The organism is Corynebacterium massiliense DSM 45435, assembly GCF_028609805.1.
GTDB lineage: Bacteria > Actinomycetota > Actinomycetes > Mycobacteriales > Mycobacteriaceae > Corynebacterium > Corynebacterium massiliense.
Genome location: NZ_CP063189.1, coordinates 1,383,006 through 1,398,340, shown reverse-complemented (window position 1 = coordinate 1,398,340; position 15,335 = coordinate 1,383,006). Strand labels below are relative to the sequence as shown.

Here is a 15,335-nt window from a genome sequence, read left to right as displayed (position 1 = left end):
CCCCGGTTCAACCAGAAGTTGCCGGGGAGAGGGCCTTTTATTTTTTCAAGCTTTACGCGAAAGTGTCCAACGCGTGAGCCCGAGGGAAGCTTAGTCGCGGGATACCGGGGAGGCGGTGTGCGCGGCCGCAGCACCCGAGGAAACCGGGGTGGCGTAGTTGGCGTGGGAGCCGACGTTGATGGAAGCGGTGCGCTCGGAGGAGGCGAGTTCGCGGCGGCGGGCCTCCGGGTCGACGTTCAAGGCGCGCAGCTCGTCGTCGGAGAGCTCGGCGTACGGGCCGGTCAGCGTCTTCTGCATGTGGTTCCAGTCCTGCTCCTTGTAGCCGACCGGCTTGTTGCGCGCGGTGAGGGTGCGCACCTGGTTCAGCTTCGGCTGGAACAGGTGGATGAGCAGGCCGACGATGAGCAGCGCCGCCAAGACAAAGAGCCACACGGTCTCCACGTGGCCCTTGTGGTTGCCAAAGTTGTACATCAGCAGCAGGAACACGGAGATCCAACCGGCGATCTGCACACCGGTACGCGGGGTGCGGGACCAACCGAAGCCCGCGGACGGGACCTCTTCGGTAGAAATGCCGTCATAGACCTGAGGGGTCGGCTTGTGGGAAGACACTTGCTCTCCTTCGCGTGTACCTGCCTTTACTACTCGCAACATTCTAGGTCATACCCATACGCGGAGCGAGTAAGTACCCCCGCCTGGCCGCGTCCACTAGTTGGTGCGCGTACCCCCTAAGCTAGGACGGGTGACTCTCAAGCGAATCGTGATTCTCGGCTCGACTGGCTCCATCGGCACGCAGGCCCTCGAGGTCATCGCGGACAATCCCGACAAATTCCAGGTCGTGGGGCTAGCCGCGGGCGGCGGCAACCCGGAGCTCTTGGCGCGCCAGGCGCGTGCGCACAATCTCACCGCGGACCAGGTGGCGTGCGCGAACGTGGACGCCGCAAGAAAGGTGTCCGCAGCCCTCGGCGGGCAGGTCATCGACGGCGCCGACGCGGCCGCCCACCTCGTGGAAAATACTGCGGGCACCGGCCCGGACGCGGCCGACACCGTGCTCAACGCCATGGTCGGCTCGCAGGGGCTTAAGGCCACCATGGCCACCATCGACTCGGGTGCGGTGCTGGCGCTGGCCAACAAGGAGTCCCTTGTTGCCGGCGGGACTTTGGTCACCGACCGCGTCGATCGCGCGCGCCTCATTCCGGTGGATTCCGAGCACTCGGCCATGGCGCAGTGCCTGTCCGCGGGAGAGCGCGGCGAGCTCGACCACCTCGTGCTCACGGCCTCCGGCGGCCCCTTCCGCGGGTGGACGCGCGATGAGATGTGGGACGTTACCCCGCAGCAGGCCGCCCAGCACCCGACGTGGTCAATGGGGCAGATGAACACGCTCAACTCGGCGACCCTGGTCAACAAGGGCCTCGAGCTCATCGAGGCGTCCCTGCTTTTCGATCTCCCGGCCGAGCGCATCGCCGTGACGGTGCACCCGCAGTCCATCGTGCATTCCATGGCCACCTTCACCGACGGATGCACCATCGCTCAAGCCTCCCCGCCGTCGATGAAGCTGCCCATCTCACTCGCCCTCGATTGGCCGCACCGCGTGCCCGGGGCCCAGCCGGCGCTCGACTTCGCACAGGCCTATACGTGGGAGTTCGCCCCGCTTGACGATGCCGCCTTTCCCGCCGTCTCCCTCGCCCGCGCGGCGGTCAGCGCCCCGGGGAGCGTGCCCGCCGTGTACAACGCGGCCAATGAGGAAGCTGCGGCCGCGTTTTTGGCCGGGCGCATCCGCTTTCCGCAGATCGTCGACGTGGTCGAGCGCGCTGTCAGCGAATGCGACGTTTATGCTGAGGTACCCGCAAGCGTCGATGATGTCCTCGCCGTGGAGGGCGAAGCGCGCCGCCGCGCGAACGCGCACATCGACACCCTCGCCGACTAGGAAGAAACAGCGAGTCAATGGCAAACATTCTGGGCATCCTCGCCTTCGCCCTCGGCATCGGGATAACCATCGCCCTGCACGAGGCGGGGCATATGGTGACTGCCCGCGCCTTCGGAATGCGCGTGCGGCGCTACTTCATCGGCTTTGGGCCGACGCTTTTGTCGTTTCGGCGCGGACACACCGAGTACGGGCTCGCTGCCTTGCCGGTCGGCGGCTACTGCGACATCGCGGGCATGACCGCCCAGGACGAGAACCTCACCGAGGAAGAGGCGCCGCATGCCATGTGCAACAAGCCGTGGTGGCAGCGCGTCGCGGTGATGCTCGGAGGCATCGCAGTCAACCTTGTACTCGGCTTTACCGTGCTGTACCTCGTGGCGGTTACCGCGGGAATTCCCGATCCAAATGTGGACGTGCGCCCGCGCGTAGGCGAGGTCAAGTGCGTCGCCGACGCGGACGCCAACGGCAAGCAGGCGCCGTGCGAGGGGAGCGGCCCGGCAGGTGCGGCCGGGGTGAAAGAAGGCGACATCGTGGTCGCGGTCGACGGTCACGCGATCGAGCAGTTCACACAGCTGCGTGACTACGTCCTCGAGCGCCCGGGCGAGCACGTCACCCTGACGGTGGAGCGCGACGGCAGCCAACAGGACCTCGGCATCGACGTGGCCGCGGTCAAACGGCCGACGGCCGAGGGCGATACGGTCACCGCGGGATCGGTGGGGCTGGTCAACCAGCCGCAGGACATCGTCAAGCATTTCGGCCCCGCGGAGGCAGTGCCGGCGACGGCGAAGTACTCCTGGTCCATGCTGACGGCGACTGTCCAGGGCATCGCTCAACTGCCGGCTAAGGTGCCGGGAGTGGTCGGCAGCATTTTCGGCGGGGAGCGCGCGCAGGATTCGCCGATGTCGGTCGTGGGTGCTTCCCGCGTCGGCGGCGAGCTCGTGGAACGTTCGCTGTGGTCGATGTTTTTCATGATGCTGGCCACGCTCAATTTCTTCCTCGCCCTGTTTAATCTCATTCCGGTCCCGCCCTTTGACGGCGGGCACGTGGCCGTCATCGTCTACGAAAAGATTCGGGATGCGATCCGTCGCCTGCAGGGCAAGGCGCCGGCGGGGCCGGCGGACTACACGAAGCTGATGCCGCTGACGTATGCCATCGCGGCGATCCTGATGGGGCTAGGCGCCATCTTTATCGTCGCGGACGTGGTGAATCCGGTCCGCTTGTTCGGCTAGAACGCCGCCCGTGGGTGTGTCGCTTCCCAGTGCTAAAGTAAGAGCGGCAAACTTCGGTGAAACCACCATGTGATCACAAGGAGCGTTCATGTCGACACCTATCGGTCTCGGTATCCCGGAAGGACCACCGCCCGTCCTGCACCCGCGGCGCAAGACCCGACAGCTACACGTCGGTCCGGTCGGGGTGGGATCCGATTACCCGATCTCCGTGCAGTCGATGACCAATACGAAGACGCACGACATCAACGCCACGCTGCAGCAAATCGCGCAGCTGACCGCCTCCGGTTGTGACATCGTGCGTGTCGCCTGCCCCAAGCCGATCGACGCGGAGGCGCTGCCGGCCATCGCGCAGAAGTCCCCGATCCCGGTGATCGCGGACATCCACTTCCAGCCGAAGTACATCTTCCAGGCCATTGATGCCGGTTGCGCGGCTATCCGCGTCAACCCCGGCAATATTCGCGAGTTCGACGGCCGCGTCAAGGAGGTGGCTAAGGCAGCCGGGGATGCCGGGATTCCGATTCGCATTGGCGTCAACGGCGGCTCGCTGGATAAGCGCCTGCTAGAAAAGTACGGCAAGGCAACCCCGGAGGCGCTCGTGGAGTCCGCCATCTGGGAGGCCAGCCTCTTCGAGGAGCACGGGTACGGCGACATCGCTATCTCCGTGAAGCACTCCGACCCGGTGCTGATGGTGGAGGCCTACCGCCAGCTCGCGGAGAAGACCGACTACCCGCTGCACCTGGGCGTGACCGAGGCGGGCCCGAAGTTCATGGGCACCATCAAGTCCTCCGTAGCCTTCGGCGCACTGCTGGCCGAAGGTATCGGCGACACCATCCGTGTGTCCCTGTCGGCGGATCCGAAGGAAGAGATCAAGGTCGGCGACCAGATCCTGCAGTCGCTCAACCTGCGCCCGCGCAAGCTCGAGATCGTCTCCTGCCCGTCCTGCGGCCGTGCCCAGGTGGACGTGTACAAGCTGGCGGAGGAAGTTACCGCCGGCCTCGACGGTATGGAGTTCCCGTTGCGCGTGGCCGTCATGGGCTGCGTGGTCAACGGCCCGGGAGAGGCACGCGATGCCGACTTGGGCGTGGCCTCCGGTAACGGTAAGGGGCAGATCTTCGTCAAGGGCGAGGTCATCAAGACTGTGCCGGAATCCCAGATCGTGGAGACCCTCATCGAGGAGGCCAGCCGCATTGCCGAAGAGGAAGGCATGGAGGCCGTCGAGGGCGCGAAGGCCGAGGTCCGCGTCACCAAGTAAGGGAGCACTTAGACCCCGGCCCCGCGTTCATCCCGCCTGACCTACTACCATCAGGGGCATGAATCTTCGCGGGAAACTGACGCCAGGAAAGCAAACCCCGGTCCGCTCGGTGCCGAACAGCATCGAGCGGCCCGAATACGTGTGGAAGGACTCCGTCCAGGAAAACGTGGGCGAGCCGTTCGTCCAAACGCCCGAGATCATCGAGGCGATGCGCGAGTCCTCCAAGATCGCCGCCAACGCCCTGAAGGAAGCGGGCAAAGCGGTCCAGCCGGGTAACACCACCGACGAGGTCGACCGAGTCGCCCACGAGTACATGGTGGATCACGGCGCGTACCCGTCCACCCTGGGCTACATGGGATTCCCTAAGTCCTGCTGCGTCTCCCTCAACGAGATCGTGTGCCACGGCATCCCTGACTCGACCGTGATTCAGGAAGGCGACATCGTCAACATCGATGTCACCGCCTACAAAAACGGCGTGCACGGTGACACCAACGCCACCTTCTTTGCCGGTGAGGTAGCCGAGGAACACCGCCTTCTCGTTGAGCGGACCAAGAAGGCCATGATGCGCGGCATCAAGGCAGCTAAGCCGGGTCGCGAAATCAACGTCATCGGCCGCGTCATCGAGTCCTATGCCAACCGCTTCGGCTACAACGTGGTCGAGGACTTCACCGGCCACGGCGTCGGCCCGACCTTCCACAACGGCCTCGTGGTCCTGCACTACGACTCGGAGTCGTACCGTGACATCCTCGAGCCGGGCATGACCCTGACCATCGAGCCGATGCTCAACCTCGGCGAGCTGGATTACGACATCTGGTCAGATGGCTGGACCGTGCAAAACCGCGACGGCGAGTACTCCGCTCAGTTCGAGCACACCTTGGTCATCACCGAGGACGGCAACGAGATTCTCACCCTGCCGGACGAGGACGAGGGCGAATCTTAGAGATTCGCCCTCGTCGATTTGGGTTCGCCCTAGCCGAGACGGATTCGGCCTAGTCGAATTCGAGGCCGAGTAGCGCGTTCTCGGTCAGCTCCGGCAGCGCCGGGTGAATCCAGTACTGGCGCTGCGCGAAGTCGCGCACGTCAATGTCGTACGCCATGACGGTGATGAGCTGCTGGATGAGGGTGGACGCCTGCGGGCCCATGTAGTGGGCGCCGAGCAGGCGTCCACTCTTTTTGTCGGCGATGAGTTTGGCAAAGCCGTCTTCTTCCTCCATGGCCCATCCGTACGCAACCGCGCCGTAGGCCTGCACCTTGACGGTGATGTCGTAACCGGCCTCGCGCGCCTGCTTCTCCGTTAGCCCCACGGTTGCGACCTGCGGCTCGGTGAACACCGCCGACGGCACGTTGTCGTGCGGGAAGGCGCGCAGATCCTCTGGGTGCAACAAGTTGTGCTGGATGGCGCGCGCTTCCGCGTTCGCCACGTGCTTGAGCATGTACGGCGAGGACACATCGCCCAGCGCCCAGACCCCCTCGGCCGTGGTGCGGCCGTAATCGTCGACAACCACTCGGCCGGCGCGATCGAGCTGCACCCCGCCAGCGTCCGCGTCGAGGCGGTCGCCGTTGGGCACCCGGCCAGTAGCCACGAGTAGGGCATCGCCGTCGACTTTCGAGCCATCGCTCAAGGTAAGGCGGACGGTCTCGCCGTCCTGCGCGGCGGCGGTGACGTCGACGCCCAAGCGGACATCGAAACGCTTCTTGGCCAGCTCAGTGAAACGATCGGAGACCAGCTCGTCCTGCTGGCGGAGAAGCTTGTCCGACCGGTTGAGCACCGTGACCTTGCTCCCCAGACCGTCAAAGATGTGCGCGAACTCCATCGCGATGAATCCGCCGCCGAGGATGACGATGTGCTCGGGTTGGTGTTTCAGCCGCATGATGTCGTCGTTGGTGTGGAACCGCACACCGGATTCCGCGATGACCGGCGGGATGAACGGGCGCGACCCAGCGGCAAGCACCACCTGGTCGCCGGAAATGATCTCCTCCGTCTCACCCTGGCCGGTGCGGATGGTGCGGGGGCCGACGAACGAGCCGTGGCGGTCGAACACGGTGATGTTCGGGGTCTCGTCACCGCGCCGGTATTCCTCACCGCCGCGGGCAATCTTGTCGATGCGCCCGTCGAACACGCGCGTAACGATGCCCGGCCAATCCACCTTGTTGACCGTCGCGTCAATGCCGAGCTTGGCCGACTCCCGCGCGTGCTGGGCGGCCTCGGCGGCGTAGACGAACATCTTGGTGGGGATGCAGCCGACGTTCAGGCACGTGCCGCCGAACGTTCCTTCCTCCACGATCGCGATGGATTTATCGTCGAATTCCGGGCTGGGCAGGGAATTGCCCGATCCAGTGCCGATAATAATGAGGTCAAAGTGCTGATCGATCTGCATAAAAAGTGGGCTACTTTCTTCCTTAACTAATTGTCGTCGTACGCGCAGTGCTATTCGCCGTCGATGACCGCGGCATCCGCGGTGGCGGGACTCTGGCTGCCGCCGCCGTCGACGTGCGAGTGCAGCCACTGCGCGGTCACCGCGAGCGCCTCCGCCCGCACTGCCGGGCGCGAGAGGAACACGTCGTGGCGGGCACCGAGCAGAATGTAGACGTCCGCCGCGTCGGACAGGTGCGGTGCGTGCTGCTGAGTTTGGTGGGTATCAATCACCGCATCCGCCGTATCCACCGTCGGCCGGTAGCCCGTTCCCAGCTCCGAGCGCAGCGAGCACAGCGTCAGACACGGCATACCCAGATCAACGTCCCTGTTCCAGATCTGTTCCTGCGCGGTGAGGATGGCGCGCACCCAGCCGACGTACTTTTCCGCGCCGGCGATGGGTTTCAGAGTGGTATCGAAGTCCCACTCGCCGTAGTAGTCGCGGTGGATGGATTGCCCGAAGGCGCTGAGTCCACCGCCCGGGATCGGGAGGGTAGGGAAGTAGCGCCCGACGACATCGAAAAGCGGGGTGGCCGCCCGGAGCACGGGGCGGGGGACTTTCATCATGTCCAGCCAGGGGCTATTGAAAATCGCGGTGGGGATAAGGCGGTGGCGCGCACGGTCGGTGCGACGCAGCCAGTCGATCCACAACGCGACGATGAGCCCACCGGTGGAGTGGGCAAGGGGGGCGATGCGGTCATGGCCGAGCGCCGCAATCTCGTCGAGAGCGGCGTTTAAATCCGGGTAGTACAAGCTCATGTCGGTGGCGTAGTGCCAGCGCTGGCCCGGGCGGTGAGAGCGGCCGCACTTGCGCAGGTCAACCGCGTAGAAATCGAAGCCCGCCTCCGTGAGGTAGCGGGCGACATGGTCGGCAAAGAAGTAGTCGGTCATGCCGTGGACCCACAAAACAGCCGGTTTGTCTGAGCGTGCGGAGGGATCCTGCTTTCGGCCTGGGGCGTAGCGCACCAGCGTTGCGCACACCTCGCCTTCCCCGTCGGGATCCTCACCCAGCGGGAGGGTGCGGCAATAAAAACCCTCTCCGAGACGATCGGGGACCCAGCCGGAATCGGCCGGAGGGCCACTGGGCTCGTTCGTGGTGCCGTGGGGCGTACCGCCAGCCATCTCGTCGGATACAGGGCGCGCCATGCCGGGATCAGAATTCATGGTGCACACCTTAATGCCACGGCCCAGGCCACGGTGGGCGCGTCAACAAACCGTGGGGCGGCACACGCCCCATCTCGACGATTCCGGGGGAGGCTAGCGTAAGCTTTGGTGCAGCACGATTTTTCATCTCTACTCACGAATGGGGTTAAAACAGGTGTCGTCGAAGAAGAAATCCGCACAGGTTGTTGATGAGGTGGATATCGCCCTCGTTGGCGCCGGCATCATGAGCGCCACCCTCGGCGCGATGCTGCGTGAGCTCGAGCCGAGCTGGAGCCAGATGATTTTCGAGCGGCTCGATGCCCCGGCGGAGGAGTCTTCCTCCCCGTGGAATAACGCCGGTACCGGCCACTCCGCGCTGTGCGAGCTGAACTACACGCCGGAGAAGAACGGCAAGATTGATGTCTCCAAGGCGATGAACATCAACTCCAAGTTCCAGATCTCCCGCCAGTTCTGGTCCCACCAGCTCAACAACGGGATCCTGACGGACCCGAAGGAGTTTATTAACCCGGTTCCGCACGTCTCCTTCGCCCAGGGCGAGGACCAGGTCGATTACCTGCAGCGCCGTTACGATGCCCTCTCTGAGAACCACATGTTCCCGGAGATGAACTTCAGTGAGGACACCTCCACCTTCGCCGAGAAGCTGCCGCTGATGGCGAAGGATCGCGACTTCGGTGATCCGAAGGTGGCCATCTCCTGGACCAATGAGGGCACCGACGTCAACTTCGGCGCGCTGACCCGCCAGTACCTGACCGCCGCCAAGGCCGCGGGCACGGAGGTGCGCTACGGCCACCAGGTCATCGATCTCAAGCGCGACGGTGGTAAGTGGAAGGTCTACACCAAAAACGTTCACACCGGCGACATTCAGGTGGTTAAGGCGAACTTCGTCTTCGTCGGCGCGGGAGGCTACGCGCTGGACCTGCTGCGCAAGGCGGGGCTCAGCGAGGTCTCCGGCTACGCCGGTTTCCCGGTCTCTGGCATGTGGCTGCGTTCCACCAACCCGGAGCTCATCCAGCAGCACGAGGCCAAGGTGTACGGCAAGGCGTCCGTCGGTGCCCCGCCGATGTCCGTGCCGCACCTGGATACCCGCGTTATCGACGGCAAGAAGGGCCTCATGTTCGGCCCGTACGGCGGGTGGAGCCCGAAGTTCCTGAAGAAGGGTTCCTACCTCGACCTGTTCAAGTCCATCCGCCCGGACAACATCCCGTCCTACCTGGGCGTTGCCGTCCAGGAGTTCGGCCTGACCAAGTACCTGGTCGAAGAGGTGCTCAAGGACTTCTCCGCGCGTGTCGATGCCCTGCGGGAGTACGTCCCGTCCGCCCGCGAGGAGGACTGGGAGACCATCATCGCTGGCCAGCGCGTGCAGGTGATTAAGCCGACCGCCGCCCCGCGCTTCGGCTCCCTGGAGTTCGGCACCTCGCTGGTCAACAACCAGGAGGGCAACATCGCCGGCGTCTTGGGCGCTTCCCCGGGCGCGTCGATTACCCCGTCCATCATGCTGGAGCTTCTGGAGCGCTGCTTCGGCGAGCACATGATTAACTGGGCGGACAAGATCTACGAGATGATCCCGTCCTACGGCACCAACCTGGCCAAGGACAAGAAGCTCTATGACGAGCTGTGGGACTTCACCCAGAAGACGCTGAAGTTGGATAAGTAGAGCTCGGCTCTCCGCCCGCCGCGCACAGTGCATGCGCAGCGGGCGTTTTCCGTTTTGACGCCAGAAAACTCTATTTACGTCCCGCAGAATGTTCGGAAGCCCTGGAGTCCGTCTGGGTCCGGTTCGGAGAGTTCGGGGTGGAAGTCGTAGACCGACGCGGCGTCGATTTCCCTAATGGGGCCCAAGTCGCCCGCGTGGGCCGCCTCGAGTGCCGCGTCCAACGGGCGGTTGCGGGGAATGGAAAGAGGCGCGCGCTTGCCGGGCTCAGTAGGCGTGTGCTCGCGCCAGCGCGCCACCCACTCGGATGCGGGGAGCAGAGCGTCCAAACGGGTGCCATCGCCGCGAGCCGCCTCCCAGACCGCGCGGTTGGCCAGCGTGATGTCCGTGCCGGCGGAGCGGAGTTCCGCGAAGTAGCCGTCGACCCATTCCTGTGCGGTGTGCCCGGTCGCGTCGATGCCGAGAATGTCGCGTGCGGTGCTGGACCAGTAGTGCTCGTTGAAGCGGTCGATAAAGCCATTGATGGCCTTTTGCGCCCACTCCAGCGCAGCATCCGGGGTGGAGCCCAGCAGCGGCAGTAGGGACTCGGCGAGGCGTGCGAGGTTCCAGCCCAAGATGAGTGGCTGGTTGCCGTAGCGGTAGCGCCCGCGGGTGTCGATGGACGAAAAGACGGTGTCTGGATCGAAGCCCTCCATGAAGGCGCACGGGCCGTAGTCAATGGTCTCGCCAGAAATTGAGGTGTTATCCGTGTTCATGACGCCGTGGATGAACCCGAGTTGCTGCCAGCGGCTGACGGTGGGGATCTGCGCGTCCATCACGGAGTCGAACAGCCCGCGGTAACGCGCGGCCGGATCGTCTTCATCCGCAAGCTGGGGGAAGTGGCGCCCGATGGCGTAGTCCGCCAGTTGGGCAGTGAGCTCTTCGCCGCCGTGCAGCTGTGCGTAGTGGAAGCTGCCCACCCGCAGGTGGCTCGCGGCAACGCGAACGACCACGCCGCCGGGAAGCCCGCGGTCGCGCACCACCGCGCGGCCGGTGGAGACCACGGCGAGCGGCTCGGTGGTGGGCACGCCGAGCTCCGCCAGTTTCCGGCTGACAACGTATTCGCGCAGCATCGAGCCCAGCGTGCCGCGCCCGTCGCTGCCCGGGCGGGAAAAGGCGGTCGGCCCAGAACCTTTGACGTGCAGGTCGCGCAGGCCCGCGGAGGTAGCGATTTCGCCGAGGAGGAATGCGCGGCCATCGCCAAGCACAGGCGAAAGCTGGCCGAACTGGAAACCGGAATAGGCCATGGCCACCGGAGGTTGATCCTCCGGGTTGGCATTGCCCAGCAGGAACTGCACGCCCTGAGCGGACCGCAACCAATTGGGGTCCAGCCCGAGGAACTCGCACAGCGGCTCGTTAAGGAGGGCCACCTGCGGGTCAGGCTGCCGCTCGCCGTGGCCCGGGGCGGCCAGCTCGGGGAGAGCGGTAGCGAAATCGGAATGCAGTGCAAAGGGGAGGCTGCCAGTAGAAGTCACCTGCTTCAGTGTAGGAACCGAAGGCGGCGGGGTCGCGCCTCGGTTTCTCAACCCACAGGATGACGACCACGCTGCGCGTAGTTTGTAGTCTTTGAAGATATGACTGTGCTCAACAGGGCGATTCACGCGCTCAGACGACTCCGGCACATGTGGCCGGACGACTGGATTGGGCACCCGCTGCGCATCTTCTTCATCCCGTGGGTTGCGCTAGCCGTATCGGGGCAGGTGGACAGCCTGTCGGAGACAGACCCCAGTACCTATTCTCACGTCCTGGAATTTCTTCTCCTCGTGGTCGTGCCCGTGGCGTTCCTTCTACACCCGCGGTTCCGCGAGTATTCGATTCTCACGGTCGCGGTGGTCATGACGCTGTTCATCGGGTCGGAGACGATGCGGCTGAACATGGTCAATGGGTTTGCCGTGGCTTACGTCTGCTTCTTAGTTGGCGCCCACTCACCGCGCCGTGTGCGCCCGGTGTGGATCGCGTGGATTCTGGGCGGATCCGGGGTGGCCAATGCATTGAGCGCCGCGGATTTAAACGACGGCGAAGTGCCCCTGTTTACCCAAACCGCCGCGTTCGTGGTCAGTGCGTGGCTCATGCTTGGCTTTTTCTACATGCTCGGCACCGGCAACCGGAAGCGGCGGGAGGAACGAATGATCCTCACCCAAAAGGCCGAGATGGCCGGTGCCATCGAGCGCAACCGCATCGCCCGGGAAATGCACGACATCGTGGCCCACAACCTGGCGGGAACGATGGCGCTTGCCGATGGCGCACGTTTCGCCGCCAAGAAAAATCCCGAGGCCGCCGCCGAGGCGCTGGAGACCATTTCGACGTCGACCCGCGATTCCCTGCGGCAGATGCGCGGGCTGCTGTCGGTGCTGCGCGATGAGGAGGGCAGGCAGACTCGCTCGGCGCCGGGCACCGCGGATATCGAGGGCCTTTTCCACGAGGCCCGCCGGTCCGGGCTGGACCTCACCGTTGTCGGGCTGGAGCACCTTCCCGCCCAGGCGGATGAGCTCTACCAGTTCACCGTGTACCGGGTTATCCAGGAAATGCTGACCAACATGCTCAAATACGCTGACCCGCGCCGGGGAACCATCTCGCTTAGTCGCCACAACGGGGCGCTGAAGATCTCCGCGGTAAACCCCGCCCAGCAGCTGGAGAAAAACACCGACATCGGCAGCGGATTCGGCATCATCGGCATGCGGGAGCGGGTCGCCACCAGCGGCGGCAGGATTGAGCACGACTTCAACGGGGATTTCTTCCACCTCTACGTGGAAATCCCGGAACAGTAGGCACAGGAGCGGAAGCGATACAGGATGGATCAGGTAGACAGCGACGCGGCAGCAGAGACTATTCGGGTGGGGCTGGTCGATGATCAGGCCATGGTGCGCGCCGGGTTCGGCATGCTCATCGGCTCCCAGGACGATATGACGGTGGCCTGGCAGGCAAGCGACGGCGACGAGGTGCCCGGCAAACCGCCGGCGGACATCGTCCTCATGGACGTGCAGATGGCGCGGGTGGACGGGATTTCTGCCACCCGCGACCTGCTGGCACGCGACTCGGACGTCAAAGTGGTGATGCTGACGACCTTCGATGACTTCGACTTCGTGCAGGGCGCCATCGCTGCCGGCGCCAGCGGGTTCCTGCTCAAAGACGCCGAGCCGGACGACTTGTTGTCCGCCGTGCGCACCGTGTTTTCGGGTGAGGCGGTGCTGGCGCCCCGCGTGACGTCGCAACTTCTCCAGCGCATGGGCACCGGTGAGGCGCTGGGGCGTGCCGGTGGGCCTACCACCGCGGGCCAGAGCCAGCCCACAGCAGAGGGCGCGAATACCGGCCCGCGCGCAAGGGACCAAGAGGCCAGCGTCCCGGTCACGGAGCCATTGTCCGCGGACCTGACCCCGCGGGAGTGCGAGATCCTGCGCCTTATCGCGCTGGGGTATTCCAATACCGACATCGCGGAAGAAGAATTCGTCTCCATGGCGACGGTGAAGACCCACGTGCGCCACATCCTGACCAAAACCGCCTCCCGTGACCGAGTCCACGCGGTGCTCTACGCGTACCGGACCGGCGTGGTATCCGTCGACGAGCTGCTGACTCATCCTCAAGGCTGACTGGGCTAAATCAGCTCTGGGGGCGATGTGCCACTCCCAGGTCACAGAGCACGCTAAAAGGCATGCTCACAGTTTCAAATCTCACCAAGAAATACGGCACGGACACCGCCGTTGATGATCTCAGTTTCACGGTGCCCGACGGCCAGGTCACCGGCTTTTTGGGCCCGAACGGTTCCGGTAAATCCACCACCATGCGCATGTGCACGGGCCTGGAAATGCCGACCTCCGGCCGCGCGCAGTTCGATGGCGTGGATTTCCGGGAGTTAAAGAACCCTTCCAGCTGCGTGGGCACGCTTCTCGATGCCACCTGGTACCACCCGGGGCGCACCGGCCGCGCGCACCTGTCGTATATGGCCGCGCTGCAGGGAAAGACCCGCAGCGACATCGACGCCGCGCTGGACCGCGTTGGTCTGCTCCACGTCGCCGGCAAGCGCGTCGGCGGATACTCGCTGGGCATGAAGCAGCGGTTGGGCCTGGCGTGCGCGATGCTCAACGGTCCGCAGCACCTGCTTCTCGATGAGCCCGTTAACGGCCTCGACCCGGAAGGCGTGCACTGGATGCGCGACCGCATCCGCGAGTTCGCCGCCGAGGGCCGCGCGGTGCTTGTCTCCTCCCACCTGCTTTCGGAAATGCAGCTGACCGCCGACCGCCTCGTCGTCATTGGGCGCGGCCGTCTCATCCGGGAAGGCTCCATGGAGGAGTTCCTCTCCGCCTCGGGCGCCGCACGCATCAAGGTCACCGTTGATGACCCGGCGGCGCTTATGCGCGAACTGGAAAGTCGCGGCCTTCCTGCGGAGAACGCGGGGCCCGACGTCGTCGTGGCGGGGGAGGCGGATCCCGCCGACATCGCCGAACTGTCCCATCGGCTCGGGTTGCGCCTTTCGGGGCTGACCAAGACTGCGCCGTCGCTTGAGGAAGCCTTCCTCGGCGCCACCGCCAACGACGTCACCTACCGCTCCTACTAAATAAGACAAGGACCTGGCGCAATGCACATTTTTCTCAGTGAGGCACGCAAACTCTTCTCGCTTCGATCCACGTGGATCTACCTGCTCATCACCCTCGGCGGAATGGCTGCCGCGCCCATTTTGGACGCGTTGCTGGCCGCCGATGGGCTCAACCGCAACATGCCGCTGGTCGGGCTCACCAACGCCGGCGCCTTGGCCAGCCTCGTCATCATCTTCTCGTCGGCGATGATGGTGGGAAACGACCACAAGGCTGGCACCATCGCGTGGTCGTTTCTGTCCACCAATAACCGCGGCCGCATCGTCGCCAGTCAGGCCATCCTCATCACGCTGGCGCAGCTCGCTGCCGCGGTGCTGGGCATGCTCTTAGGCTTCCTCGGGTCCACAGCGGTGGGAGCGACGTGGGACATGTCGACCTTCGGCGAGGCGCAATTCCCGCAATGGCTGGTGATGTGGTCCCTGTACTCCCTTCTCGCAGTCGGGCTGGCATGGATCCTGCGCAGCGGCACCTACGCGGCCATCATCATGCTGATCGAGGACATGATTATCGAAACGACAGCCCCAGCGCTGCCCGGCGAGGCCGGACGGCTTGTCACTCAGATTCTCCCTGGGGCGAACGCCGTCGCCGTCACGGGCAATGAAAGCGCCGCCGGCATCGAGCACGGGCCCACAGTCGCCGCGCTCATCCTTCTTATCTATCTCGCGGTGGCGCTCGTAGGCGGGTGGCTCATCGCTTGCCGCCGCGCAGTGCGTTAACCCAGCGGTGCGCTAGCGCGCCGGGAACATCGCATTTCACCCATTCACAAACCCACTCACGGAAAGGAATCGACCAATGGAAACCCTGCAGATTCTCGCGGATACCAGCGACCCAGGTGTCTCCCTGAACTTCTTGGGCCTGGGCATGGGCGGGCTGTTGATTGCCCTCGTCATCGCCTACTTCTTGTTCATCCTCGCCGCCTTCGTGAGCATCCTGCGCTCACCGAACTACTCCACGGGCCTGAAGGCCCTGTGGTTCCTCGTCGTCTTCTGCGTTCCCTTCCTGGGCTCCATCGTCTGGTTCATCTGGGGCAAAAACAACGGGGATATGGGGCCGGGGACAGGCGCGCGTTAGGCGGGG

The 15,335-nt window shown here is 64.6% G+C and carries 14 protein-coding genes; 10 read left to right on the top strand and 4 right to left on the bottom strand.

Annotated features, from left to right (window positions below; genetic code table 11):
• Positions 1–90 precede the first annotated feature (90 nt).
• Positions 91–651: a DUF2631 domain-containing protein gene (locus CMASS_RS06600; RefSeq protein WP_051126775.1), complete on the bottom strand. Its 561-nt coding sequence runs from the start codon at positions 649–651 to the stop codon at positions 91–93.
• A gap of 88 nt (positions 652–739) precedes the next feature.
• Here CMASS_RS06600 and dxr point away from each other — a divergent pair, with 88 nt between their 5' ends.
• The 4 genes from dxr to map all read left to right on the top strand — a co-directional run bounded on the left by dxr (position 740) and on the right by map (position 5,342).
• A complete protein-coding gene (gene dxr / locus CMASS_RS06595) occupies positions 740–1,924 on the top strand; it encodes a 1-deoxy-D-xylulose-5-phosphate reductoisomerase (protein ID WP_022862222.1) in 1,185 nt (394 codons plus the stop codon).
• A gap of 17 nt (positions 1,925–1,941) precedes the next feature.
• The gene (locus tag CMASS_RS06590) at positions 1,942–3,150 is read left to right on the top strand and encodes a M50 family metallopeptidase (protein ID WP_022862221.1); all 1,209 of its coding nucleotides are present in this window, start codon (positions 1,942–1,944) and stop codon (positions 3,148–3,150) included.
• Between the two features lie 88 nt (positions 3,151–3,238).
• Positions 3,239–4,402: a flavodoxin-dependent (E)-4-hydroxy-3-methylbut-2-enyl-diphosphate synthase gene (ispG, locus tag CMASS_RS06585; protein WP_022862220.1), complete on the top strand. Its 1,164-nt coding sequence runs from the start codon at positions 3,239–3,241 to the stop codon at positions 4,400–4,402.
• A 58-nt stretch (positions 4,403–4,460) separates the two neighbouring features.
• A complete protein-coding gene (map, locus tag CMASS_RS06580; RefSeq protein WP_022862219.1) occupies positions 4,461–5,342 on the top strand; it encodes a type I methionyl aminopeptidase in 882 nt (293 codons plus the stop codon).
• 49 nt (positions 5,343–5,391) lie between these two features.
• Here map and mtr read toward each other — a convergent pair whose 3' ends face one another.
• Positions 5,392–6,780, bottom strand: a complete 1,389-nt coding sequence (gene mtr / locus CMASS_RS06575; protein WP_022862218.1) for a mycothione reductase — start codon at positions 6,778–6,780, stop codon at positions 5,392–5,394.
• Between the two features lie 50 nt (positions 6,781–6,830).
• Complete coding sequence (locus tag CMASS_RS06570; protein WP_022862217.1) at positions 6,831–7,979, bottom strand: alpha/beta hydrolase; 1,149 nt, start codon at positions 7,977–7,979, stop codon at positions 6,831–6,833.
• Positions 7,980–8,133: 154 nt separating this feature from the next.
• Between CMASS_RS06570 and mqo the strand changes: the two genes are divergently transcribed.
• Positions 8,134–9,633 carry a malate dehydrogenase (quinone) gene (mqo, locus tag CMASS_RS06565; RefSeq protein WP_022862216.1) on the top strand — a complete coding sequence of 500 codons (1,500 nt, stop codon included), beginning with the start codon at positions 8,134–8,136 and terminating at the stop codon, positions 9,631–9,633.
• Between the two features lie 74 nt (positions 9,634–9,707).
• Here the strand turns inward: mqo and CMASS_RS06560 are convergent, their stop codons facing one another.
• A complete protein-coding gene (locus CMASS_RS06560; RefSeq protein WP_022862215.1) occupies positions 9,708–11,144 on the bottom strand; it encodes a protein adenylyltransferase SelO family protein in 1,437 nt (478 codons plus the stop codon).
• A gap of 99 nt (positions 11,145–11,243) precedes the next feature.
• Between CMASS_RS06560 and CMASS_RS06555 the strand changes: the two genes are divergently transcribed.
• The 5 genes from CMASS_RS06555 (at position 11,244) to CMASS_RS06535 (ending at position 15,329) form a co-directional block, all read left to right on the top strand.
• Positions 11,244–12,437, top strand: a complete 1,194-nt coding sequence (locus CMASS_RS06555) for a sensor histidine kinase (protein WP_084684311.1) — start codon at positions 11,244–11,246, stop codon at positions 12,435–12,437.
• Positions 12,438–12,461: 24 nt separating this feature from the next.
• Positions 12,462–13,256, top strand: a complete 795-nt coding sequence (locus CMASS_RS06550; RefSeq protein ID WP_022862213.1) for a response regulator transcription factor — start codon at positions 12,462–12,464, stop codon at positions 13,254–13,256.
• A 62-nt stretch (positions 13,257–13,318) separates the two neighbouring features.
• Positions 13,319–14,221 (top strand): ABC transporter ATP-binding protein, encoded by a 903-nt coding sequence (locus tag CMASS_RS06545; RefSeq protein ID WP_022862212.1) that lies wholly within the window; start codon positions 13,319–13,321, stop codon positions 14,219–14,221.
• A gap of 21 nt (positions 14,222–14,242) precedes the next feature.
• Positions 14,243–14,974 (top strand): ABC transporter permease, encoded by a 732-nt coding sequence (locus CMASS_RS06540; RefSeq protein ID WP_022862211.1) that lies wholly within the window; start codon positions 14,243–14,245, stop codon positions 14,972–14,974.
• A gap of 76 nt (positions 14,975–15,050) precedes the next feature.
• Complete coding sequence (locus CMASS_RS06535) at positions 15,051–15,329, top strand: PLD nuclease N-terminal domain-containing protein (RefSeq protein ID WP_022862210.1); 279 nt, start codon at positions 15,051–15,053, stop codon at positions 15,327–15,329.
• Positions 15,330–15,335: the final 6 nt, after the last annotated feature.

Excerpts from the sequence above, each read along its gene's own strand:
- CMASS_RS06540 (WP_022862211.1), top strand. The coding sequence starts at position 14,243 with ATGCACATTTTTCTCAGTGAGGCACGCAAACTCTTCTCGCTTCGATCC.
- CMASS_RS06570 (WP_022862217.1), bottom strand. The coding sequence starts at position 7,979 with ATGAATTCTGATCCCGGCATGGCGCGCCCTGTATCCGACGAGATGGCT.
- map (WP_022862219.1), top strand. The coding sequence starts at position 4,461 with ATGAATCTTCGCGGGAAACTGACGCCAGGAAAGCAAACCCCGGTCCGC.
- CMASS_RS06590 (WP_022862221.1), top strand. The coding sequence starts at position 1,942 with ATGGCAAACATTCTGGGCATCCTCGCCTTCGCCCTCGGCATCGGGATA.
- CMASS_RS06550 (WP_022862213.1), top strand. The coding sequence starts at position 12,462 with ATGGATCAGGTAGACAGCGACGCGGCAGCAGAGACTATTCGGGTGGGG.
- mtr (WP_022862218.1), bottom strand. The coding sequence starts at position 6,780 with ATGCAGATCGATCAGCACTTTGACCTCATTATTATCGGCACTGGATCG.
- CMASS_RS06545 (WP_022862212.1), top strand. The coding sequence starts at position 13,319 with ATGCTCACAGTTTCAAATCTCACCAAGAAATACGGCACGGACACCGCC.
- ispG (WP_022862220.1), top strand. The coding sequence starts at position 3,239 with ATGTCGACACCTATCGGTCTCGGTATCCCGGAAGGACCACCGCCCGTC.
- CMASS_RS06555 (WP_084684311.1), top strand. The coding sequence starts at position 11,244 with ATGACTGTGCTCAACAGGGCGATTCACGCGCTCAGACGACTCCGGCAC.
- CMASS_RS06535 (WP_022862210.1), top strand. The coding sequence starts at position 15,051 with ATGGAAACCCTGCAGATTCTCGCGGATACCAGCGACCCAGGTGTCTCC.
- CMASS_RS06600 (WP_051126775.1), bottom strand. The coding sequence starts at position 651 with ATGTTGCGAGTAGTAAAGGCAGGTACACGCGAAGGAGAGCAAGTGTCT.